At 66.6% G+C, this 16334-nt stretch carries 11 protein-coding genes; 4 read left to right on the top strand and 7 right to left on the bottom strand.

What is annotated here, in order from left to right; genetic code table 11:
* Positions 1–17: 17 nt before the first annotated feature.
* Genes SF06_RS05550 through glgA form a run of 5 tightly spaced genes read right to left on the bottom strand, consistent with a single transcriptional unit; the run spans position 18 to position 8331 of the window.
* A complete protein-coding gene (locus SF06_RS05550) occupies positions 18–278 on the bottom strand; it encodes a DUF2934 domain-containing protein (RefSeq protein ID WP_039560264.1) in 261 nt (86 codons plus the stop codon).
* The gene (locus SF06_RS05545) at positions 271–3051 is read right to left on the bottom strand and encodes a malto-oligosyltrehalose synthase (RefSeq protein WP_039560263.1); all 2781 of its coding nucleotides are present in this window, start codon (positions 3049–3051) and stop codon (positions 271–273) included. The genes SF06_RS05550 and SF06_RS05545 overlap by 8 nt, the downstream gene beginning before the upstream one ends.
* Positions 3048–5126, bottom strand: coding sequence for a 4-alpha-glucanotransferase (malQ, locus tag SF06_RS05540; protein WP_039560262.1), 2079 nt, complete (start codon positions 5124–5126; stop codon positions 3048–3050). The genes SF06_RS05545 and malQ overlap by 4 nt, the downstream gene beginning before the upstream one ends.
* The gene (gene treZ, locus SF06_RS05535; protein WP_065365668.1) at positions 5119–6858 is read right to left on the bottom strand and encodes a malto-oligosyltrehalose trehalohydrolase; all 1740 of its coding nucleotides are present in this window, start codon (positions 6856–6858) and stop codon (positions 5119–5121) included. Before treZ ends, malQ begins: the two co-directional genes overlap by 8 nt.
* A gap of 3 nt (positions 6859–6861) precedes the next feature.
* Entirely contained in the window at positions 6862–8331 is a 1470-nt protein-coding gene (glgA, locus tag SF06_RS05530) for a glycogen synthase GlgA (RefSeq protein WP_175444361.1), read from the bottom strand.
* A gap of 259 nt (positions 8332–8590) precedes the next feature.
* Here glgA and SF06_RS05525 point away from each other — a divergent pair, with 259 nt between their 5' ends.
* The gene (locus SF06_RS05525; protein WP_027590295.1) at positions 8591–9079 is read left to right on the top strand and encodes a CinA family protein; all 489 of its coding nucleotides are present in this window, start codon (positions 8591–8593) and stop codon (positions 9077–9079) included.
* Between the two features lie 6 nt (positions 9080–9085).
* On the opposite strand, the gene SF06_RS05520 is transcribed toward SF06_RS05525, so the two are convergent.
* Together SF06_RS05520 and SF06_RS05515 are read right to left on the bottom strand one after the other, a co-directional pair.
* Positions 9086–10378 (bottom strand): tyrosine-type recombinase/integrase, encoded by a 1293-nt coding sequence (locus SF06_RS05520; protein ID WP_175444360.1) that lies wholly within the window; start codon positions 10376–10378, stop codon positions 9086–9088.
* Positions 10379–11075: 697 nt separating this feature from the next.
* Positions 11076–12107 carry a hemolysin family protein gene (locus tag SF06_RS05515; RefSeq protein WP_039560261.1) on the bottom strand — a complete coding sequence of 344 codons (1032 nt, stop codon included), beginning with the start codon at positions 12105–12107 and terminating at the stop codon, positions 11076–11078.
* A gap of 267 nt (positions 12108–12374) precedes the next feature.
* On the opposite strand from SF06_RS05515, the gene SF06_RS05510 reads away from it, so the two are divergent.
* The 3 genes from SF06_RS05510 to SF06_RS05500 are packed head-to-tail and all read left to right on the top strand — an operon-like array spanning position 12375 to position 16296.
* Positions 12375–13526 (top strand): outer membrane beta-barrel protein, encoded by a 1152-nt coding sequence (locus tag SF06_RS05510; RefSeq protein WP_052199723.1) that lies wholly within the window; start codon positions 12375–12377, stop codon positions 13524–13526.
* Positions 13527–13546: 20 nt separating this feature from the next.
* Positions 13547–14083, top strand: a complete 537-nt coding sequence (locus SF06_RS05505; RefSeq protein WP_037008769.1) for a polysaccharide biosynthesis/export family protein — start codon at positions 13547–13549, stop codon at positions 14081–14083.
* Positions 14083–16296: a GumC family protein gene (locus SF06_RS05500; RefSeq protein ID WP_051587403.1), complete on the top strand. Its 2214-nt coding sequence runs from the start codon at positions 14083–14085 to the stop codon at positions 16294–16296. Before SF06_RS05505 ends, SF06_RS05500 begins: the two co-directional genes overlap by 1 nt.
* Positions 16297–16334: the final 38 nt, after the last annotated feature.

Genomic DNA, 16334 nt, shown 5'->3' with positions numbered 1-16334 from the left:
CCTCCTTGGTCTGGTCGTCAGCGCGGTTGTTCATTCTTCCGCCGGCTACTGCTGGCGCCGCGCCGGGGGGCCGCCGGCGGCGTTTCGACCGTCTCGGCCGCTGCCGCGCGGGGCCGGCTGCGGGAGACCCGCGCCTTGGGGGTAGGGGTTTCCACACGCACGGTCTCGCTGGCCAGCCGGCTGGCCAGTGTCCAGTGGCGGTCCTGTTCTCCATCGGGACGCCCCTCGGCCTCCCAGATCTGGTAGGCCAGCTCTCGTATGCGCTGTTCGTCACTCATGGTTGCTCTCCTGAACATGCAGCACCTCGACCGGAAACCCTCCGAGCACATCGCTCAGGGCCAGGCGACCCTGCTCGGGCGCCAGCATCCGACCTGCAAACAGGCCGGACAGGGTGGTCGCGGTCAGTGCCTTCGGCAGTTCGACGGCGGTGTCGCACCAGCGTTCCCCTGGCACCAGAGGAATGGTCTGGCCGTTCAGCAGGTCGGCGGCCAGGCGCGGCACCACCACCACCAGCCAGTCCTGGCCGTGGCGGCGCGCGAAGGCCAGCGCCCGGTCGGCGTGGGTGCCGACCAGCGACAGCGGCTGGTAGTCGCCGGCGTGGAACAGCTCAGGCAGGCGGGCGCGCAGAGCCAGGACCCGTGCAATCAGTTGCTGCTTGACGTGCCCATCCGGCCAGCGGGCCAGCAGTTCGGACAGGCCGGCCGCCTGGGCGAGGGCGGCCTGGCGCGCATCGAAGTCCACCGGTTGGCGGTTGTCCGGATCCACCAGACTGAAGTCCCAGAACTCGCAACCCTGGTAAAGATCGGGGACGCCCGGGGCGGTCAGCTTCAACAGGCATTGCGCCAGTCCGTTCAGCGCGCCGGTCGGCGCCAGGGAGCGAGCGGCCACGGCGATACGCTCACGCAGTTCGGCGCCCGCCGGAGCTTCCAGCAACTGGCGCAGGAAATGCCGACTGGCCTCTTCGCAAGGCGCGTTGGGCGCACTCCAGCTGCTGCTCAGCTTGGCTTCGCGCACGGCCTTCTCCTGCCAGCGCAATAGCCGTTCCAGATACGCCTGTCGGCCCTCTTCGTCGTCCGTCTCCAGCGCCAGCGGCCAGCTGGCCAGCAACGTCTGGTAGAGCATCAGCTCGTCGCCGGGGGAGGGCGCCGGCACACCGTTGAGTTCGGCACGCAGCGGCTCGGCCAGGCGCAGCCAGACATTGACCTCGTCGATGAACCAGGCGGCGCGTTCGCTGAGCACCGCCAGACGCGCGCGAGTGTCCTCGCCGCGCTTGTGGTCGTGGGTGGCAGTGGCCAGCAGGTTGTCCGGAAAGCGTGCGGCGCGTTCGCGGCAGGCATCGTGGAACGCCTGTGGCGGCGCGCAGAAATGCTGCGGATCAAAGCCGACGTCGTTGCGTGACAGCAGGCGCGCCGATCGGTAGCAGGCGGTGTCTTCCACGGCCTTGGCCGCCGCCGGCGCGGTGAGTTGCTGGAAACGGGTGAGCATCTTGCGCCGCAGCTTGCGCACCGGGCCACGCGGCAGCTCACGCAGCGGTTGGCCGCCCAGCCAGCGATCGAGGTGATCCAGCAGCGGCCAGTCGGCTTCCGGCAGGCTCCGGCGCGCGCCATGCAGGGCCATGCTGAAGAACCGCCTGTCCTCGGCGGAGCGGCCGCAGACCGTGACATAGGTGCGGTACACCGGAAAATGCATGATCAGCGCCGTCAGCGCGCGGCGCAGCGAACCCAGCGTCAGGTCGCGGGTGGCCAGGTCCTGGCGGGCGATGAGCAGCAGGCCCTGGGCCACGGTTTCCAGGTCGCCGGCCAGGGAACCCTGCAGCATCAGTTGACGGGCCTGGACCACCTCGGCGGCGAAGTCCAGGTCGCGGCCGCTGGCGTCGCGCCAGAAGCTGGTCAGCGGCACCTCGCCGGCCGGGTCATGCTGCAGCAGCGACAGCTGGTTCATGAACTCGTAGCCGGTGGTGCCGTCCACGCCCCAGTCGCCCGGCAGCGATTCCCCGGCCCCCAGGATCTTCTCCACGTAGATGGGCAGGTGGTGCCCCGGCCGCAGGCGGTCGACGCGCCGGCGCAACCGACGGCAGTAGGCGCGGGGATTGGCCAGGCCGTCCACATGGTCGATGCGCAGGCCATCGATCAGGCCTTCCTCGATCAGCGCGAACAGCGTGCGATGGGTGGCCTCGAAGACCTCGGCGCGTTCGACCCGCAGACCGCCCAGCTCGTTGATGTCGAAGAAGCGCCGCCAGTTGATGTCGTCCGCCGCAGTGCGCCAGCTGGCCAGGCGGTAATGCTGGCACTCCAGCAGCGCATGCAGGCGCTGGAAGCCTTCCTCGCCATCCACGCGGTACGCGTCGATGCCCCGCTGTAACGCCGTGCGCACCTCAGGCTCCCGGCACAGCTGGCACAGTTCCCTGCGCAGCCCGAGGGCGCGGTGCCGGCCCCGCTCGCCGCGTGGCAGGCTGGCGAAGCGCACCGCCAGCGCGCCCAGCCCAACATGGCCGGCATGGCGCAGAATACGGGCGCAGGACGCCGGCGCGAGGGGAAAACGGTGTTCATGGTGGGTGGCGTAGAACTGTCCGGTGTCCTCCTGGTAGCCAAGAACCAACTCACCAGCGCGTAGCACCTCCGCATAGTCGCTGCGCAGGAAGGGCACCAGCAATTGGCCGCGCAGCAGCGGGTCGTGGGAGCGCCACTGGATATCGAAGAACTTGGCGTAGGGGCTGGCTTCGCCCCATTCCAGCACGTCGAGCCACCAGGGATTGCCGTCGCCGCCGACCGCCATGTGGTTGGACACAATATCCAGGATCAGGCCCATGCCGTGGGCGTGCAGGGCATCCACCAGCCGGCGTAACGCGGCTTCGCCGCCCAGCTCCGGGCTGATGCGTGTTGGGTCCAGCACGTCGTAGCCATGCAGCGAACCGGGGCGCGCCGTGAACAGAGGCGAGGCATAGATATGGCTGATGCCCAGCGTGGCGAAGTAGGGCACCCGGCGCGCGGCGTCATCCAGGGTGAAGCCCCGGTGGAATTGCAGGCGCAGGGTGGCACGCGGCGCACTCATGGCTGCGTACCCGCCGCCTGTCGACTGCTGTCCAGAAGGCGTAGACGCGTGATGGCCTGCGGCTCGCGCAGCAGGCGGTCCACGCTGACCGGCCAGCGCCGGCGCCAGTTGGGGTGGCGATCGCCGGGGCCCGGCAGGTTGGGTTGCTCCGGATGCCCGAGGATGTCTTCTAGGGGAAGCAGCACCAGCGGGGCCGGCGTGAGGCCGAGAAACTCCACGCAAGCATCCAGCAAACGGGCCGGTCTTTGCTCATCCTCGCGCAACAGACCCTCGGCCTGCAGCGTCTCGGCGAGCGCCTGGCGGTCCTCCTCGCGCTGGGCAAGATCGTCCTGGGCACGGTGTTCGTCGATATGGCCACTGTCCAGACGCTGCTGGATGTCACGCCCTTCCAGCCAGCCGATGATGCTCGGCAGGTCGTGGGTCGTACTGGTTGCCAGGGCTTCGTCGGACCATTGCGCCAGCGGCCGGAAGCCCTTCTGATGCTGTTCGAAGTACAGCACGCGCATGCCCAGGATATTGCGCCGTGCCAGGTCCTCGCTGAAACCGGGCGGGACGGTGCCCAGGTCTTCACCAATGATCAGCGCCTGGTGACGGGTGGCTTCCAGGCAGAGCAGGCGCAGCAGATCGGTGCAGGGGTAGTCCAGGTAGGCACCGGCCTCGGGCGGTGCCCCCTGGGGAATCAGCCAGAGACGCTGCAGGCCCATGGCGTGGTCGATGCGCAGGCCACCGACATGCGCCAGGTTGGCGCGCAGCATCTCCAGGTAGGCGCGAAAGCCATGCTGGCGCAGGCCTTCCGGCGAAAAGGCGGTGATGCCCCAGTTCTGCCCGGCGCGGTTGATCAGGTCCGGCGGGGCGCCCACCGCCAGCGCGGGCAGGAACTCCGCCTGCCGCGACCAGGCCTGACTGCCGGTGGGCTCGGCGCCCACCGCCAGGTCGGCGATCAGACCGATGCGCATGCCGGCGCCGGTGGCGGCGTCCTGGGCACGCTTCAGGCAGCGGGCGATGAGCCACTGGCAGAAGGCGTGGAAGCGCACTTCTTCGGCGTGCTCCCGGGCGAAACGCTCCACCTCGGCATGGCGGGGATCGTGCAGGGATTCCGGCCAGTCTCGCCAGTCGCCAGACTGGCCACGGGCCAGCTGGAAGGCGTGCAATGCCTCGAAGCGGCAGTGGTCGCGCAGCGCTTCGCCACCTGCCGAGCAGAAGCTGTCGAAGTCCGGGGTCAGCAGGTGTTCCTTGCCGCCGTCACCAAAGCTGCGGTAGAGCTGGTGCAGGATGCGCAGGCGAGCGGTGCCCGCCGCCGGCCAGTCGATCAGGTCCAGGGCCTCCAGGCGCTTGAACTCCTGCTCCAGGCCGCTGACCTTGAGCGCCTGGCTCTGGGCGTGCTCGCCCATGATGCAGCCGGGCGAGGCATGCAGGACATTGAAGAACAAGCGGCTGGACGGGGAGTAGGGGCTGTAGTGGTGGGGCAGGGCGCTGAACATGGCATGCACCGGGCTCAGTGCCATGGCGTCTGCGCCGGCCTGGGCCGCGCTGCGCACCAGGTGCTCCAGCGCCTCGGTATCGCCCACGCCCCCATCGCCCTGTCGGCGCAGGGCGTAGAGCTGCACGGCCAGCCCCCACAGATGCCGGTCCCGGCCACCCGACAGGGTGGCGACATCGGGGCAGGCGGGCGGGCAGACCGCGACCGTCAGTTGCTCGTTGCCGACTTCCAGATGGTGATAACCGGGCATGTGCCAGCCAGGCAGGCGGGCATGGGCGTCCAACCGACCTTCGTGGCGCTGGGAATCCTCTTCGATCAGGCGAAAGGGGCTGCCCGCCTTGAAGCGCCCGGTCAGGTCGAGGGGTTGTCCCTGCTCGACGGTCAGCAGCGGACCGTAGCAGCGGCTGCGGTGACGATCGCGGAGCGTGGCCAGGCTTTCCACGATCTGTTGCGAGGTCTGCGCCGGATACCCCATGGCCTCCAGCAGGGCCCGCTGGGCCTCGGGAGTGACGTGCTGGGTCTTCTTGGCAGCGTCCTGCCACTCGATGTTGAGTCCCACGGCTCGGGAAAGCTCGGCCAGACGCTTGTCACTCATGGGCATTCTCCAGGGTGGCCAGCAGACTGCAGGGCGGCAGCGACAGCGGCCGGAAAGCGTCGACAGCGCCGACGCGCAGGTCGAACAACGGCCGGGCGGCGGCGGGCAACGGAGCGGCCGTAGCCGGCCGCTCCCCCAGGTTGAAATCGATGCGCAACCGGCTGCCGTCGCCAAGCCGCCAGGTGGCGCTAAGCGCCTGGTCCTGCAGCACATGCACGCCCCCGGCACGACTGCCGCGCAGACGCGGAACCAGTTGGTGGTGGCGGATCTGCAGCAGCTGCCGGTAGAACTGCTGCCAATGCGCACAGGCCTCCCCCGGGCGCGAGTGCTCGAAGGTCTCGGCTGCATTGGGATCGGGCACCTGGACGCCGGCAAACGCGCTGAAGGCGGCGAATTCCCGCTGGCGACCCTCGCGGACCGCACGCCCCAGCTCGTTGTGGTAATCGGTAAAGAACAGGAAGGGCTCTCTGCAGCCGCGCTCCTCGCCCATGAACAGCAGCGGGATCATCGGGCAGAGCATCTGCAGCGCCACCGCGACTTCCAGAGCCTGCGGCGCGCACAGACTCACCAGCCGTTCGCCCAGGGCACGATTGCCGACCTGGTCATGGTTCTGCAGGAACAGCACGAACGACGTCGGTGGCAAGTGCCCGCTGGGCTGGCCGCGTCGGTGCCCACGGCGATCGGCTTCCCCCTGGAACACGAAGCCCTCGCCCAGACAACGGGCCAGCTTTTCCGTGGTCCCTTCGCAGAAGTCGGCGTAATAGCCCTCGCGTTCGCCCGTCAGCAGGGCATGCAGCACATTGTGGGCGTCGTCGTTCCACTGCGCGGTGTAGCCGCTTTCCAGCAGTTCGACGCTGTTACCCTCGTTTTCCACCACCAGATGAACTTCCCGCCCAGGCGGAACCGCATCCCGCACACGCCGGGCCAGCTCGATGAGGAAGTCCTGGTCGGGAATGGCGTGCACGGCGTCCAGCCGCAGGCCATCCATCCGGTAATCCTGCACCCACATCAGTGCGTTCTCGATGAAGAAGTCGCGAACCTGCCGGCGGCGGAAATCGATAGCGGCACCCCAGGGGGTATGCTGGTCCTCACGGAAGAAGGCACTGGCGTACTGGTGGAGGTAGTTACCTTCGGGTCCGAAATGGTTGTAGACCACGTCGACAAATACCATCAGCCCCAGGCTGTGAGCCTGATCCACCAGGCGCTGCAGCGCTTCGGGCGATCCATAGCTGGCTTCAGGGGCGAAGGGCAGCACGCCGTCATAGCCCCAGTTGCGTGCGCCGGGAAACTCGCCCAGCGGCATCAGTTCGATGGCGGTAATGCCCAGGTCGGCCAGCGCGGGGAGATGGCTCGCGACACCGGCGAAACCGCCGAGCAGGCCGGCATGCACTTCACAGAACACTGCCTCATGCCAGGGGCGCCCCTGCCAGTCGGTGGTCTGCCAGGGGAATGCGGCGAGATCGACGACCCGGCTGGGGCCGTCCACATCGCCCTGCTGGCCGCGTGAGGCCGGGTCGGGCACGCGCAGACGTTCATCAATCCAGTAGCGGTAGGTCGTGCCTGCCGGGCACCCCAGCTGGCCGGTGAACCAGCCCTGTGGCTCGCGACGCAGGGCGTGGCGGCTGCCATCGCCCAGTTCCACCTGAACCTGGGTGGCATCCGGTGCCCACAGGGAAAAACGCGCTGATCCGTCGTCCAGCAGACGGACCCCATGGTGCCTGGCATGCCACATGGTTCAGATCCGCGCCTCGACCGGCTCCGTCAGCAGGCTGCGATAGAGCTGGTCGTAGGGCCTGACCGACTCGGACCAGAACAACGGCGCCGCCATGGCCTGGGTGCGCATGGCGGCGAGCAGTTGCGGGTGGGCGTGCACCTGAAGGGCGCGTCGAATCGCCCCCAGGTAGCTGTCCGCGGTCTGCTCGACGAACAGGAAGCCGTTCACGCCGTCCTCGATGGTGTCGACCAATCCGCCGGTACGCCGTGCGATCGGCAGCGTGCCATAGCGTTGCGCATACATCTGACTGAGCCCGCAGGGCTCGTAGCGGGACGGCATGAGCAGGAAGTCGCTGCCCGCAAAGATGCGCCGAGCGTCCCGTTCGTCGAAGCCGATGCGCACGCCGATGCGCCCTGGGTGGCGGCGCGCCAGCGCGACCAGCGCCTGTTCCAGCGCTTCCTCACCCCGGCCGAGCACCACCAGCCGCCCACCGGCCGCTACCAGCGTGTCGGCGATCTCCAGGGTGAGGTCGATGCCTTTCTGATGCACCAGCCGGGACACCACGGCGAACAGCGGTCCCCCGGCGTCGAGTCCATACAGTTTTTCCACGTAGCGCGTGTTCTCGGCACGGGCCAGCCAGTCGCTCGACGCGAAGGGCCGCGCCAGGAAGGGATCGTTGTCGGGTTGCCAGCTGGCGTCGATACCGTTGGGAATGCCGGTCAGCCGGCCAAGGCTTTCGCGTTCGCGCAGCACGCCCTCCAGGCCACAGCCGAACTCCGGGGTCGTGATCTCCAGGGCGTAGTTGCGACTGACCGTGGTGATGTGACTGGCATACACCAGGCCGGCCTTGAGCGCGCACAGGCGACCGTAGTACTCCATGCCATCCGTGCGGGCGACCGTGTCCGGCAGGCCCAGCTCCTTGTAGCAGGCCAGTTCGCACAGCCCCTGGTAGGCCAGGTTGTGCACGGTGAACACGCAGGGCGTACGCAACCCCTGCCAGTGCATGTAGGCCGGGGCCAGCGCGGTCTGCCAATCATTGGCATGCACCAGTTCCGGAACCCAGTTCAGTTCGCCCGCGGCGATCTGCGCGGCGGCCAGCCCCAGGCGGGCGAAGCGGATGTGGTTGTCGTCCCAGTCGCGACCCCGGTCGTCGCCGTAGGGGGTGCCTTCGCGCTCGTAGAGCTCCGGGCAGATCACCGCGTACAGGGTCAGCCCATCGGGAAGGTCCATGCGGCCGATACGGCAGGGCGGCAGCGCGGCGTGGCCGGGCAGGGTGGCGATCACGCGCACCTCGTGGCCGCTGTTGAGCACTTGGGGATAGCCGGGCATCAGCACACGGATGTCGTGCAGGGCATGCAAGGCGCGAGGCAGTGAGGCGGAAACGTCACCCAGGCCACCGACCTTGATCAGGTCGGCGAACTCGGGGGTGACGAACAGAATTCGTTTTGTAGTGGTCTGGAGACTTTCGACGCTGAGTCGCGGACGATCCATCGTCGCGCCGTGCACATTCGAATCGGCTAGGTGAGCGGTTACCGCTGCATTCCCCATCGTTTTTCCTCCCGGTGTCAGGCCAAGGCGCACAGAAGCCACACGCGGCAAGTGCGCTAAAGAACTGTAGTTCTCTGATCCCCATCCATAAGGCTGACCGACCGGTCGCAGGTTAGTTTCGCGCCTCCTACCAGCGGTTCTCGTGAACTGGCGCGGCTTGCCGGTATCCCATGGTTACGGGAGTACGCCGCCGGAGGGCACCATGCAAACCCTGGAGGACGTGGTGGAGTTTCTGACTCGCCACCAGCTCATGCTGACCACTGCCGAATCCTGTACCGCCGGGTTGATGAGCGGACTACTTGCCGACGTCGCGGGCTGCGGCAAGGTGCTGGAAAGCGGCTACGTGACGTACACCGTGGGAGCCAAGCACGCCATGCTAGGGGTCAGTCTGCAGACCATTCAGACCTATGGTCTGACCAGTGAGGAGGTCGCACGGGAGATGGCCGTCGGCGCGCTGCGCGCCAGTGCCGCGACCATCGCGCTGGCCAACACCGGCCTGGCCGAGGCCGATGGCCCCATGGACGGCGTGGTCTGTTTCGCCTGCGCCATGGGCATCGAGGGCAACATCAAGGTGATCAGCGAAACGGTGAAATTCGACGGCGAACGCAATGCGGTGCGCCGCGCGGCCGCGCGGCACGGCCTGCTGCACCTGCCGGACTACCACCAGCGCCTGCGCAAGGCGGGGGCCTGACGTCTTTCAGCGCTTGAGCTTGAGGCCTTTCACCGAGTGCGCCCGCTGCTCGTCCAGGGTGTTGTAGTAGACGTTCTGGGTGGTGCTGAGGCTGTTGTGGCGAAGATCTGCCTGCAGGTCCTTCATGTCCCGGTGGGGCGCGTCGAAGGTTGCGGCCGTGTGGCGCAGCCAATGCAGCGAGGCCGAGCGCAGCTGGTCGATTTCATCCTCGCTCCAGCCCTCCTCGGCCATGCGCGCGAGGGCGCGATCGAACACCTCCTGGAGCAACAGCCGTACATGGCGGTCGGAAAGGCCGGCTCGCCCCCTGAGGGTTCCGATCAGAGGCGTGGTTTCGTGGGGCGAGGGCAGCGGTGGCAGCTGCAGGTGCCGTCGGTAGCGCACCAGGTAGGTGTCGATGTACTCGTCCCGGACGCTGATCCTGGCCGCCTTGTTGCCTTTGCCCACCACATGAAACCACCAGTTGTCCCGGCTGTCGCGACGAAGGTCGCCCATGGTCGGCGACCAGCCATCCCTGCCCACCAGGTCGGACACCCGCAGATACATGGAAAACAGCGTGGCCACGATGAACAGGGTGCGCTCGTGCACGGGGTCCTGCGCCGCCATCTGCTCGGCAGTCTCCAGCACGTAGCTCCACTGCAACGGAGTGAGCGAGCGCGAGGCGACGTTGAGGGTATTGCGCTGCTTGTAGATGGACTTCTGTTTCACCGCGCGGAACGGATTCACCTCAGTGAGGCCTTCGTCGATGGCGTGCTGGAAGAAGCTGCCGCACACGGCGAACACCTGCGCCACCGAGCCCTGCGCCATGCGATAGGGCCGAGGGGGCAGGGGAGTCAACGACTCCTCGGCGACCTTGCGCTCGCGCTTGGCGATACTCAGGCTGAAGGGGCGCCAGTGCTCGTTCAGAAGATAGGTATCGGTGTCCTGCTTCTTGCGGCCGCCTACCCGCAGGAAGCGCGACTTGACCACCGGACCGACCCAGTCGGCAGGGGGATTGAGGCAGAACTCCATGAACGCTTCGGCATCGCGGCGGCGCAGCTCCAGCAGCGGTTTGTGCGCCACCAGCAGCGACCAGAGCAGCAATCGCTCGACGTGGGTCCGGTAGGAATTGAACGTGGCCTCGTTGCCCGCATAGGACTTCAGGAATCCCCGAGCCGCACAGTAGCCTTCGACAGCCTGACGTTCCGCGGGGAAGCCCAGGAGGAACTCGCGAACCACCGGCAGCTCGCCGCTCAGGTGCAGGAAATTGAGTTCATGGAAGCGATCGAAGGTCTCGAACAGGGGTTGCGGGGAGTGCGCCACGGCGGATCATTCCTGGGGAACTACGGGTGTGCCGCGCAGTATATGCAATATCCGGGTCTGGCTGTTATCGGATATTGAAGATGGGTAAAGGGCTGCCCCCACGCCCTGAAACCTTGAGCCGCCACGACGTACGCGTGCTGCCTGCGCTCGATTAACCCGTCCCTTAAAGCACCACAGCCGATACGTCGCGTAACCAATTGATTTTATTGAATCTTGATTGAGACCTGTACGTCAGCATCACAGGCGCCAGGCCAGGTGCGGCGTATCCGGTTGAACGCTGGGAACCGCGCTAGCAGGCAGACAGAATACGAACACGGAGCGCTGGCCCAGCCGCCGGAGAAGCGCTTCGGATCACAAGAACTCCGGTCGGCTGTTTGCCGAAAGCCGAAACGCGAAAGCACTGCGACGGCGACGTTCGCCCGAGACGGAACCTCAGCGCTCGGCGTGAGTGTGGCCAGCAGCGGGTCGCCGATCCGATGCGATGCTTGAGCGCAGTGACACAGCGGCAGACAGGCGCGAGTGCACATACCGGATCGGCCTGGCTTTCATCGTTACGAATCTTCATCGCAGCCAAAGAAGCAGCAACCCTGGGCCGGCAAGCGTTCACCCGGGCCCCCAGCTTTCTTCACGCCTGAACTACCCATAATGCACGTTATGTTAAATATGGATGCACGTGCCTTTGCGTGTACGACACCCATCAGTCCTGACGCCCCTGGATCGACTTGACCCGATGCTCCCAGCGACGCTTGGCAAAACGGCGCATGTTGGGAATGTCGTCAGTCTCGTCGAGGATCGGCTTGCCGATGATGGTTTCGAGGATGTCCTCCAGCGTCACCAGCCCCTGCCAACCGCCGAACTCGTCGAACACCAGGCACATGTGCTGCTGCTCGCGCATCAGCTCGGTCATCAGGCTCTCGACGTTCATGGTTTCCTGCACGATCTTGAGCGGTTTCATGATCTCGCTCACCGGTCGCTCATCGTCGGCAGCCTTCAGGGCGTCGTAACGGAACACCACACCCAGCGGGCTTTCGTGCTCGTCGATCACCGGGTAGCGGGAAAACTGGCTTTCCTCGACACGCTGCTTAAGCTCGCGAATCGACTCATCCGGCGTGACGGATTCGCAGACCGTGCGCGGGGTCATGATGTCGCGCAGACGAATCTCGTGCAGGTCGAGAATGTTGCGGATCACCCGCTGCTCATCCTCGTCGAGCTTGCCGACCTCCCTTCCCAGCATCGCGAGGGCCTTGATCTCCTGGCGAACATCCAGCTCCGGCTCCTTGCCGCCGAACAGCCGCATGATGGCGTCAGACATCCAGATGAAGGGCTTGAGCAGCAGGATCATGCCACCCAGCAGCACCGGCAGCATGGGCGCCAGACGTGGCCAGTAACGGGCACCGATGGTCTTGGGCAGGATTTCCGACAGCACCAGGATCAGCAGTGTCATGACGGCCGAGGCAACGCCCAGGTAGCCGTCGCCGAACACCACCACGACCTGCGCCCCCACCCCGGTGGCGCCCACGGTGTGAGCCACGGTGTTCAGCGTCAGGATGGCGGCCAGCGGCTGGTCGATCTTGTCCTTGAGGGCCTTCAGCCGTGCATACAGCTTCGGCCGCGTGAGTCGTTGCTGGGCAATGTAGCTGGGGGTCAGAGAAAGCAGCGCCGCCTCCAGGATGGAGCACAGGAACGAGACCAGGATGGAAAGAACGGCGAAGGCGATGAGCAGGGTCATGAAGGGCAGTGTTGTTCAGGGAGGACACCACTGTAGCGGAGCCGCCCGTGGTCCGGACGAAAGGGCTTGCAACATTTCATGTCGCCACCGCTCCGTCTGTCGTCCCCCTCGAAACGAAGCGGCAGCCTGACGGTCAGGGATTGCGTTGCCTGTCGTCATGCAGTTCAGCGGCAAATCGCTCGTTCTCAGGGATCCGACGGACAACCTGGGCGGTAGCGCACCGTCCCGGAAAGAGCCCGGATGCCATACCCAGCAAGGATACGCTTCATGAACCGGCTTACGACCGCCTGCCTACTGACGCCCGCGCTACTCGCCGCGCCGGCCTGTGCCCTCGACCCGCAGCCTGTGAACATCCAGGGGCTGCAGTTCTATCCCTCGCTGCTGCTTGGCGAGCGGTACGACGACAACTACCGCGAAGCGGCCTACGCAGCGCCCAGTTCCTGGATCACCACGCTGGAGCCGCGCCTGCGGCTGGTTGCCGAGGACCGCAACAGCGCCTACCGCCTGACGTACGCGGGCGCACAGCAGACCTATCACGACGACAGCTCCGCCAGCCATCTGGACCACCGCCTGCTGCTCGAAGGCATCCTGGAGTTCACCGCTCGCCACCGGCTGACCCTGAAGGCCGGCTACAGCCGCCTGGAGGAAACCGCCTCCACCGCCATCCCCGGCGTGAATGACGAGTACAGCCTGCGGACCTTCGGCGCCACCTATCGTTTCGGCGCCGAAACGGCGCGCAACAACCTGGAATTCGCCGCCAACCACGAGCGCTTGCGCTTCCACGATGACAGCCTGGTCAATGCCCGCGAGGAGCGTGATGCCAGTCGACTGGGCGTCACCTGGTTCCACCGCATCGGCGGTACGCGTGCGCTGATCGAGACCCGCTACGAGGACTTCGACTACGTCCAGCCGGACAGCCCGCTGAACAGCCACAACCTGGCGCTGCTGACCGGCGCCGTGTGGGAAGCCAGCGCAAAAACCAGCGGCCGCATCCGCGCCGGCTACCAGCGCAAGGAATACGACGACGATCGTCGCGACGGACTGGAAAGCCCCATGTGGGAAATCGGACTGGACTGGGAGCCGCGCAGCTACTCGCGCTTCAGCCTGACCACCCGCCAGGCCTACGACGAAGGCGATGACGGCGCGGATGCCATCAAGCACACCCGGACCCGTCTCGACTGGCGCCATGAGTGGAGCGAACGCCTGAGCTCCACCCTCTTCGTCGGCGCGGCGCGCCTGCGCTACCAGGGCCTGGACCGCGAGGACGACCTGAGCAGCGCCGGCCTGACGCTGACCTATCAACCGCGGCGCTGGCTGGAACTGGCCCTGGGCTACAGCCATTGGGACAACGATTCCACCGTGGATCGCGAACGCTTCCAGCGCAACCTGTACACCCTCACGGCCACCGGCAGCCTGTAAACCCTATGGAGCCCGCCCCGATGTCGAGAGTCCTGCTAGCGATCCTGCTCACCCTGTTGTTCATTCCCCCGGGCATCGCCCAGGTCGAGCAAGGCAGCAGTTACCGGCTGGCCTCGGGCGACATCATCCGCATCAGCGTGTTCGGCGAGCCCGACCTCAGCTTCGAGGAAATTCGCCTCAACGATGCGGGCACCTTCTCCTACCCCTTCGTGGGCGAAGTGCATGCCGGCGGGCGAACCGCGGGACAGATCGAACAGCAACTGAGCGAGCGCCTGCGCGACGGCTACCTGGTCAATCCGCGGGTGACGGTCAGCGTGGTCGCCTACCGGGAGTTCTACATCAGCGGCGAAGTACAGAAGCCCGGGGGCTACCCCTACCAGCCGGGCCTGACCCTGAACCGCGCCATAGCCCTGGCCGGCGGCCTGACCGAGCGCGCCTCGCTCAAGCGGGTCACCATCGTGCGAGGCGACGGCGACCGACGGGAGCGTGAACGCCCTGCCCTGGACACGCCGATCCTGCCCGGCGACACCATCACCATCGCTCAGGGGTTCTTCTGATGAACACGCTCCCGCCCTATGATGCTGCGCGCCTGCCCTCGCCCGCCCTCGGCCCCGGTGAAGACGAGGACACCCTGGACCTGATGAAGCTGTGGAACATCCTGTGGCGCGCCAAGTGGATGATCGTCGGCCTGATCCTGGTGGCTTGCGTCGCCACCCTGCTCGTCCTGCAATGGGTCACACCCCAGTACAAGGCCACTGCCACCCTGGTGATTGCCGACCGCAACCCGCAGGTGCTGGCCTTTCAACAGCTCTTCGAACCTGGCGTGAACACCAGCGAGTACCTGCAGACCCAGCTGGGCCTGCTGCACTCGCGGGCACTGGCCGAACGGGTGGTAAAAGAGCTCGACCTGACTCGGCACCCGCTGTTTGCACCGGAAGCGCCCAGCGAGCCCTGGATCGATTGGCGCGCCTGGCTGCCCGACTGGCTGATGCCCGAAGAGCCGGAGCAGCCGGACGAAGCGGCACGGGTCCGCGAGGTGGTTCGGGCCCTCGGCCCGGCGATCAGCGCCCACTATGTCGGCAAGAGCCAGCTGATCGCGGTGAACGTCGAGCTGCCGGACCCGCAGCTGGCGGCGAACGCCGCCAACGCGCTGGCCGATGGATTCATCACCAGCCAGCTGGACAGCAACATGACGCGCTCGCTGTCCGCCGCCGACTGGATGAACAAGCGGCTGCTGGAACTGCAGGAGAACCTGCGCGCGGCAGAGAACCGGCTGCAGGGCTACCGCGAAGCTGAAGGGTTGGTCGACCTGGACGGCGTGTCCACCATCAGTGCCAACGAGCTGACCCTGACCGGCAGCAAGATGATCGATGCCCGCCGCGAACGCGCCGAGGCGCAGAGCCAGTACCGCCAGGTGCAGGCGCTCAACGGCGACCTGGAGCGCCTGGCCAGTGTGCCGGCGGTGCTTGGCCATCCACTGATCCAGCAGTTCAAGGCCGAACGCGCGCGCGCCCAGGCCAAGGTGGATGAACTTTCGCGGCGCTACGGCCCCAAGCACCCGGCGATGATCGCCGCCCACACCGAACTGAATGCCGCGACTGCCAGCCTGCACACCCAGGTACAGCAGGTGGTGGCCGGCATCGAGCGCAACTATCAGCTGGCCGAGGCCAACGAGCAGTCCCTGCGCCAGTCCTTCGATCTCAACAAGACCCAGATCCAGGACATTTCCCGCAAGGAATTTCGCCTGCGCGAGCTGCAGCGCGAGGTGGACAGCAACCGGGTGCTGTACGAAACCTTCCTGGCGCGCCTCAAGGAGACCGCCGCCACCTCGGACATCAACTCCGCCAACGCCCAGGTGGTGGACCGCGCCATGGTGCCGATCCAGCCCAGCAAGCCGCAGAAAGGCCTGATCCTGGGGATCGCCGCGCTGGCCGCCGGGGTGCTGGGCATGGGCCTGGCCTTCCTGCGCGAGGCGCTAGACGACACCTTCCGTACCAGCGAGGACGTCGAGGCGCGGATCAACGTGCCGCTGCTGGGCGTGGTGCCGCTGGTGACACGCAAGAGCCGCAACCGGCTCGCCCACCTGTTCCGTCTCAACGAGGACAAGCGCTTCTGCGAGGCCATCCGTACCCTGCGCACCGGCCTGGTGCTGTCGGACATCGACCGCCCCCGGCAGATCGTGCTGGTCACCTCGACCCTGGCCAACGAAGGCAAGAGTACCGTGGCGGTGAACCTGGCCTTCTCCATGTCGCACATCGAGCGGGTGCTGCTCATCGAGGCCGACCTGCGCAACCCGACCCTGGCGCGCAGCTTCACCCTGCCCGAGAAGGGCCCCGGCCTGGCTGACCTGATCGCCGGCCATGGCCGGCTCGAGGACTGCGTGCGCACCGTGGGCAAGCTGGCCATGCTGCCGGCCGGCAGCGTACCGTCCAATCCCCAGGAGCTGCTGTCATCCCCGCGCCTGGCGCGCATCCTCAATGCGCTCACCTCCCGCTACCAGCGCATCATCATCGACTCGCCGCCCAGCCAGGTGGTCAGTGATGCGCTGTTGCTGGCCAAGCTGAGCAACGCGCTGATCTACGTGATTCATGCGGAAAGCACGCCGATTCCGCTGGTGCAGAAAGGCATCGGCCGCCTGCTGCGCAACAAGGCCCCGGTGATCGGCGTGGTGCTCAACCAGTACGACCTAGCCAAGGCGGGGCGCTACGGCAAGCCCTACGAAAGCTACGGCTACCTGTCTGCCCCCTTGTCACAGGCATCGCGCGGCTGATGGCCATGCAAGAGTGTCATTCGACTGCCCGTCCGATC

It is taken from the genome of Pseudomonas flexibilis (assembly GCF_000802425.1).
GTDB lineage: Bacteria > Pseudomonadota > Gammaproteobacteria > Pseudomonadales > Pseudomonadaceae > Serpens > Serpens flexibilis.
The sequence above is the reverse complement of the archived record's forward strand: the minus strand, read 5'-3'. Positions and strand labels throughout refer to the sequence as shown.

What these genes read in the sequence shown, in the direction of transcription:
- SF06_RS05505 (WP_037008769.1), top strand. Translation starts at nt 13,547, where the DNA reads ATGTCGAGAGTCCTGCTAGCGATCCTGCTCACCCTGTTGTTCATTCCC.
- SF06_RS05545 (WP_039560263.1), bottom strand. Translation starts at nt 3,051, where the DNA reads ATGAGTGCGCCGCGTGCCACCCTGCGCCTGCAATTCCACCGGGGCTTC.
- SF06_RS05525 (WP_027590295.1), top strand. Translation starts at nt 8,591, where the DNA reads ATGCAAACCCTGGAGGACGTGGTGGAGTTTCTGACTCGCCACCAGCTC.
- SF06_RS05500 (WP_051587403.1), top strand. Translation starts at nt 14,083, where the DNA reads ATGAACACGCTCCCGCCCTATGATGCTGCGCGCCTGCCCTCGCCCGCC.
- SF06_RS05550 (WP_039560264.1), bottom strand. Translation starts at nt 278, where the DNA reads ATGAGTGACGAACAGCGCATACGAGAGCTGGCCTACCAGATCTGGGAG.
- treZ (WP_065365668.1), bottom strand. Translation starts at nt 6,858, where the DNA reads ATGTGGCATGCCAGGCACCATGGGGTCCGTCTGCTGGACGACGGATCA.
- SF06_RS05515 (WP_039560261.1), bottom strand. Translation starts at nt 12,107, where the DNA reads ATGACCCTGCTCATCGCCTTCGCCGTTCTTTCCATCCTGGTCTCGTTC.
- malQ (WP_039560262.1), bottom strand. Translation starts at nt 5,126, where the DNA reads ATGAGTGACAAGCGTCTGGCCGAGCTTTCCCGAGCCGTGGGACTCAAC.
- glgA (WP_175444361.1), bottom strand. Translation starts at nt 8,331, where the DNA reads ATGGATCGTCCGCGACTCAGCGTCGAAAGTCTCCAGACCACTACAAAA.
- SF06_RS05510 (WP_052199723.1), top strand. Translation starts at nt 12,375, where the DNA reads ATGAACCGGCTTACGACCGCCTGCCTACTGACGCCCGCGCTACTCGCC.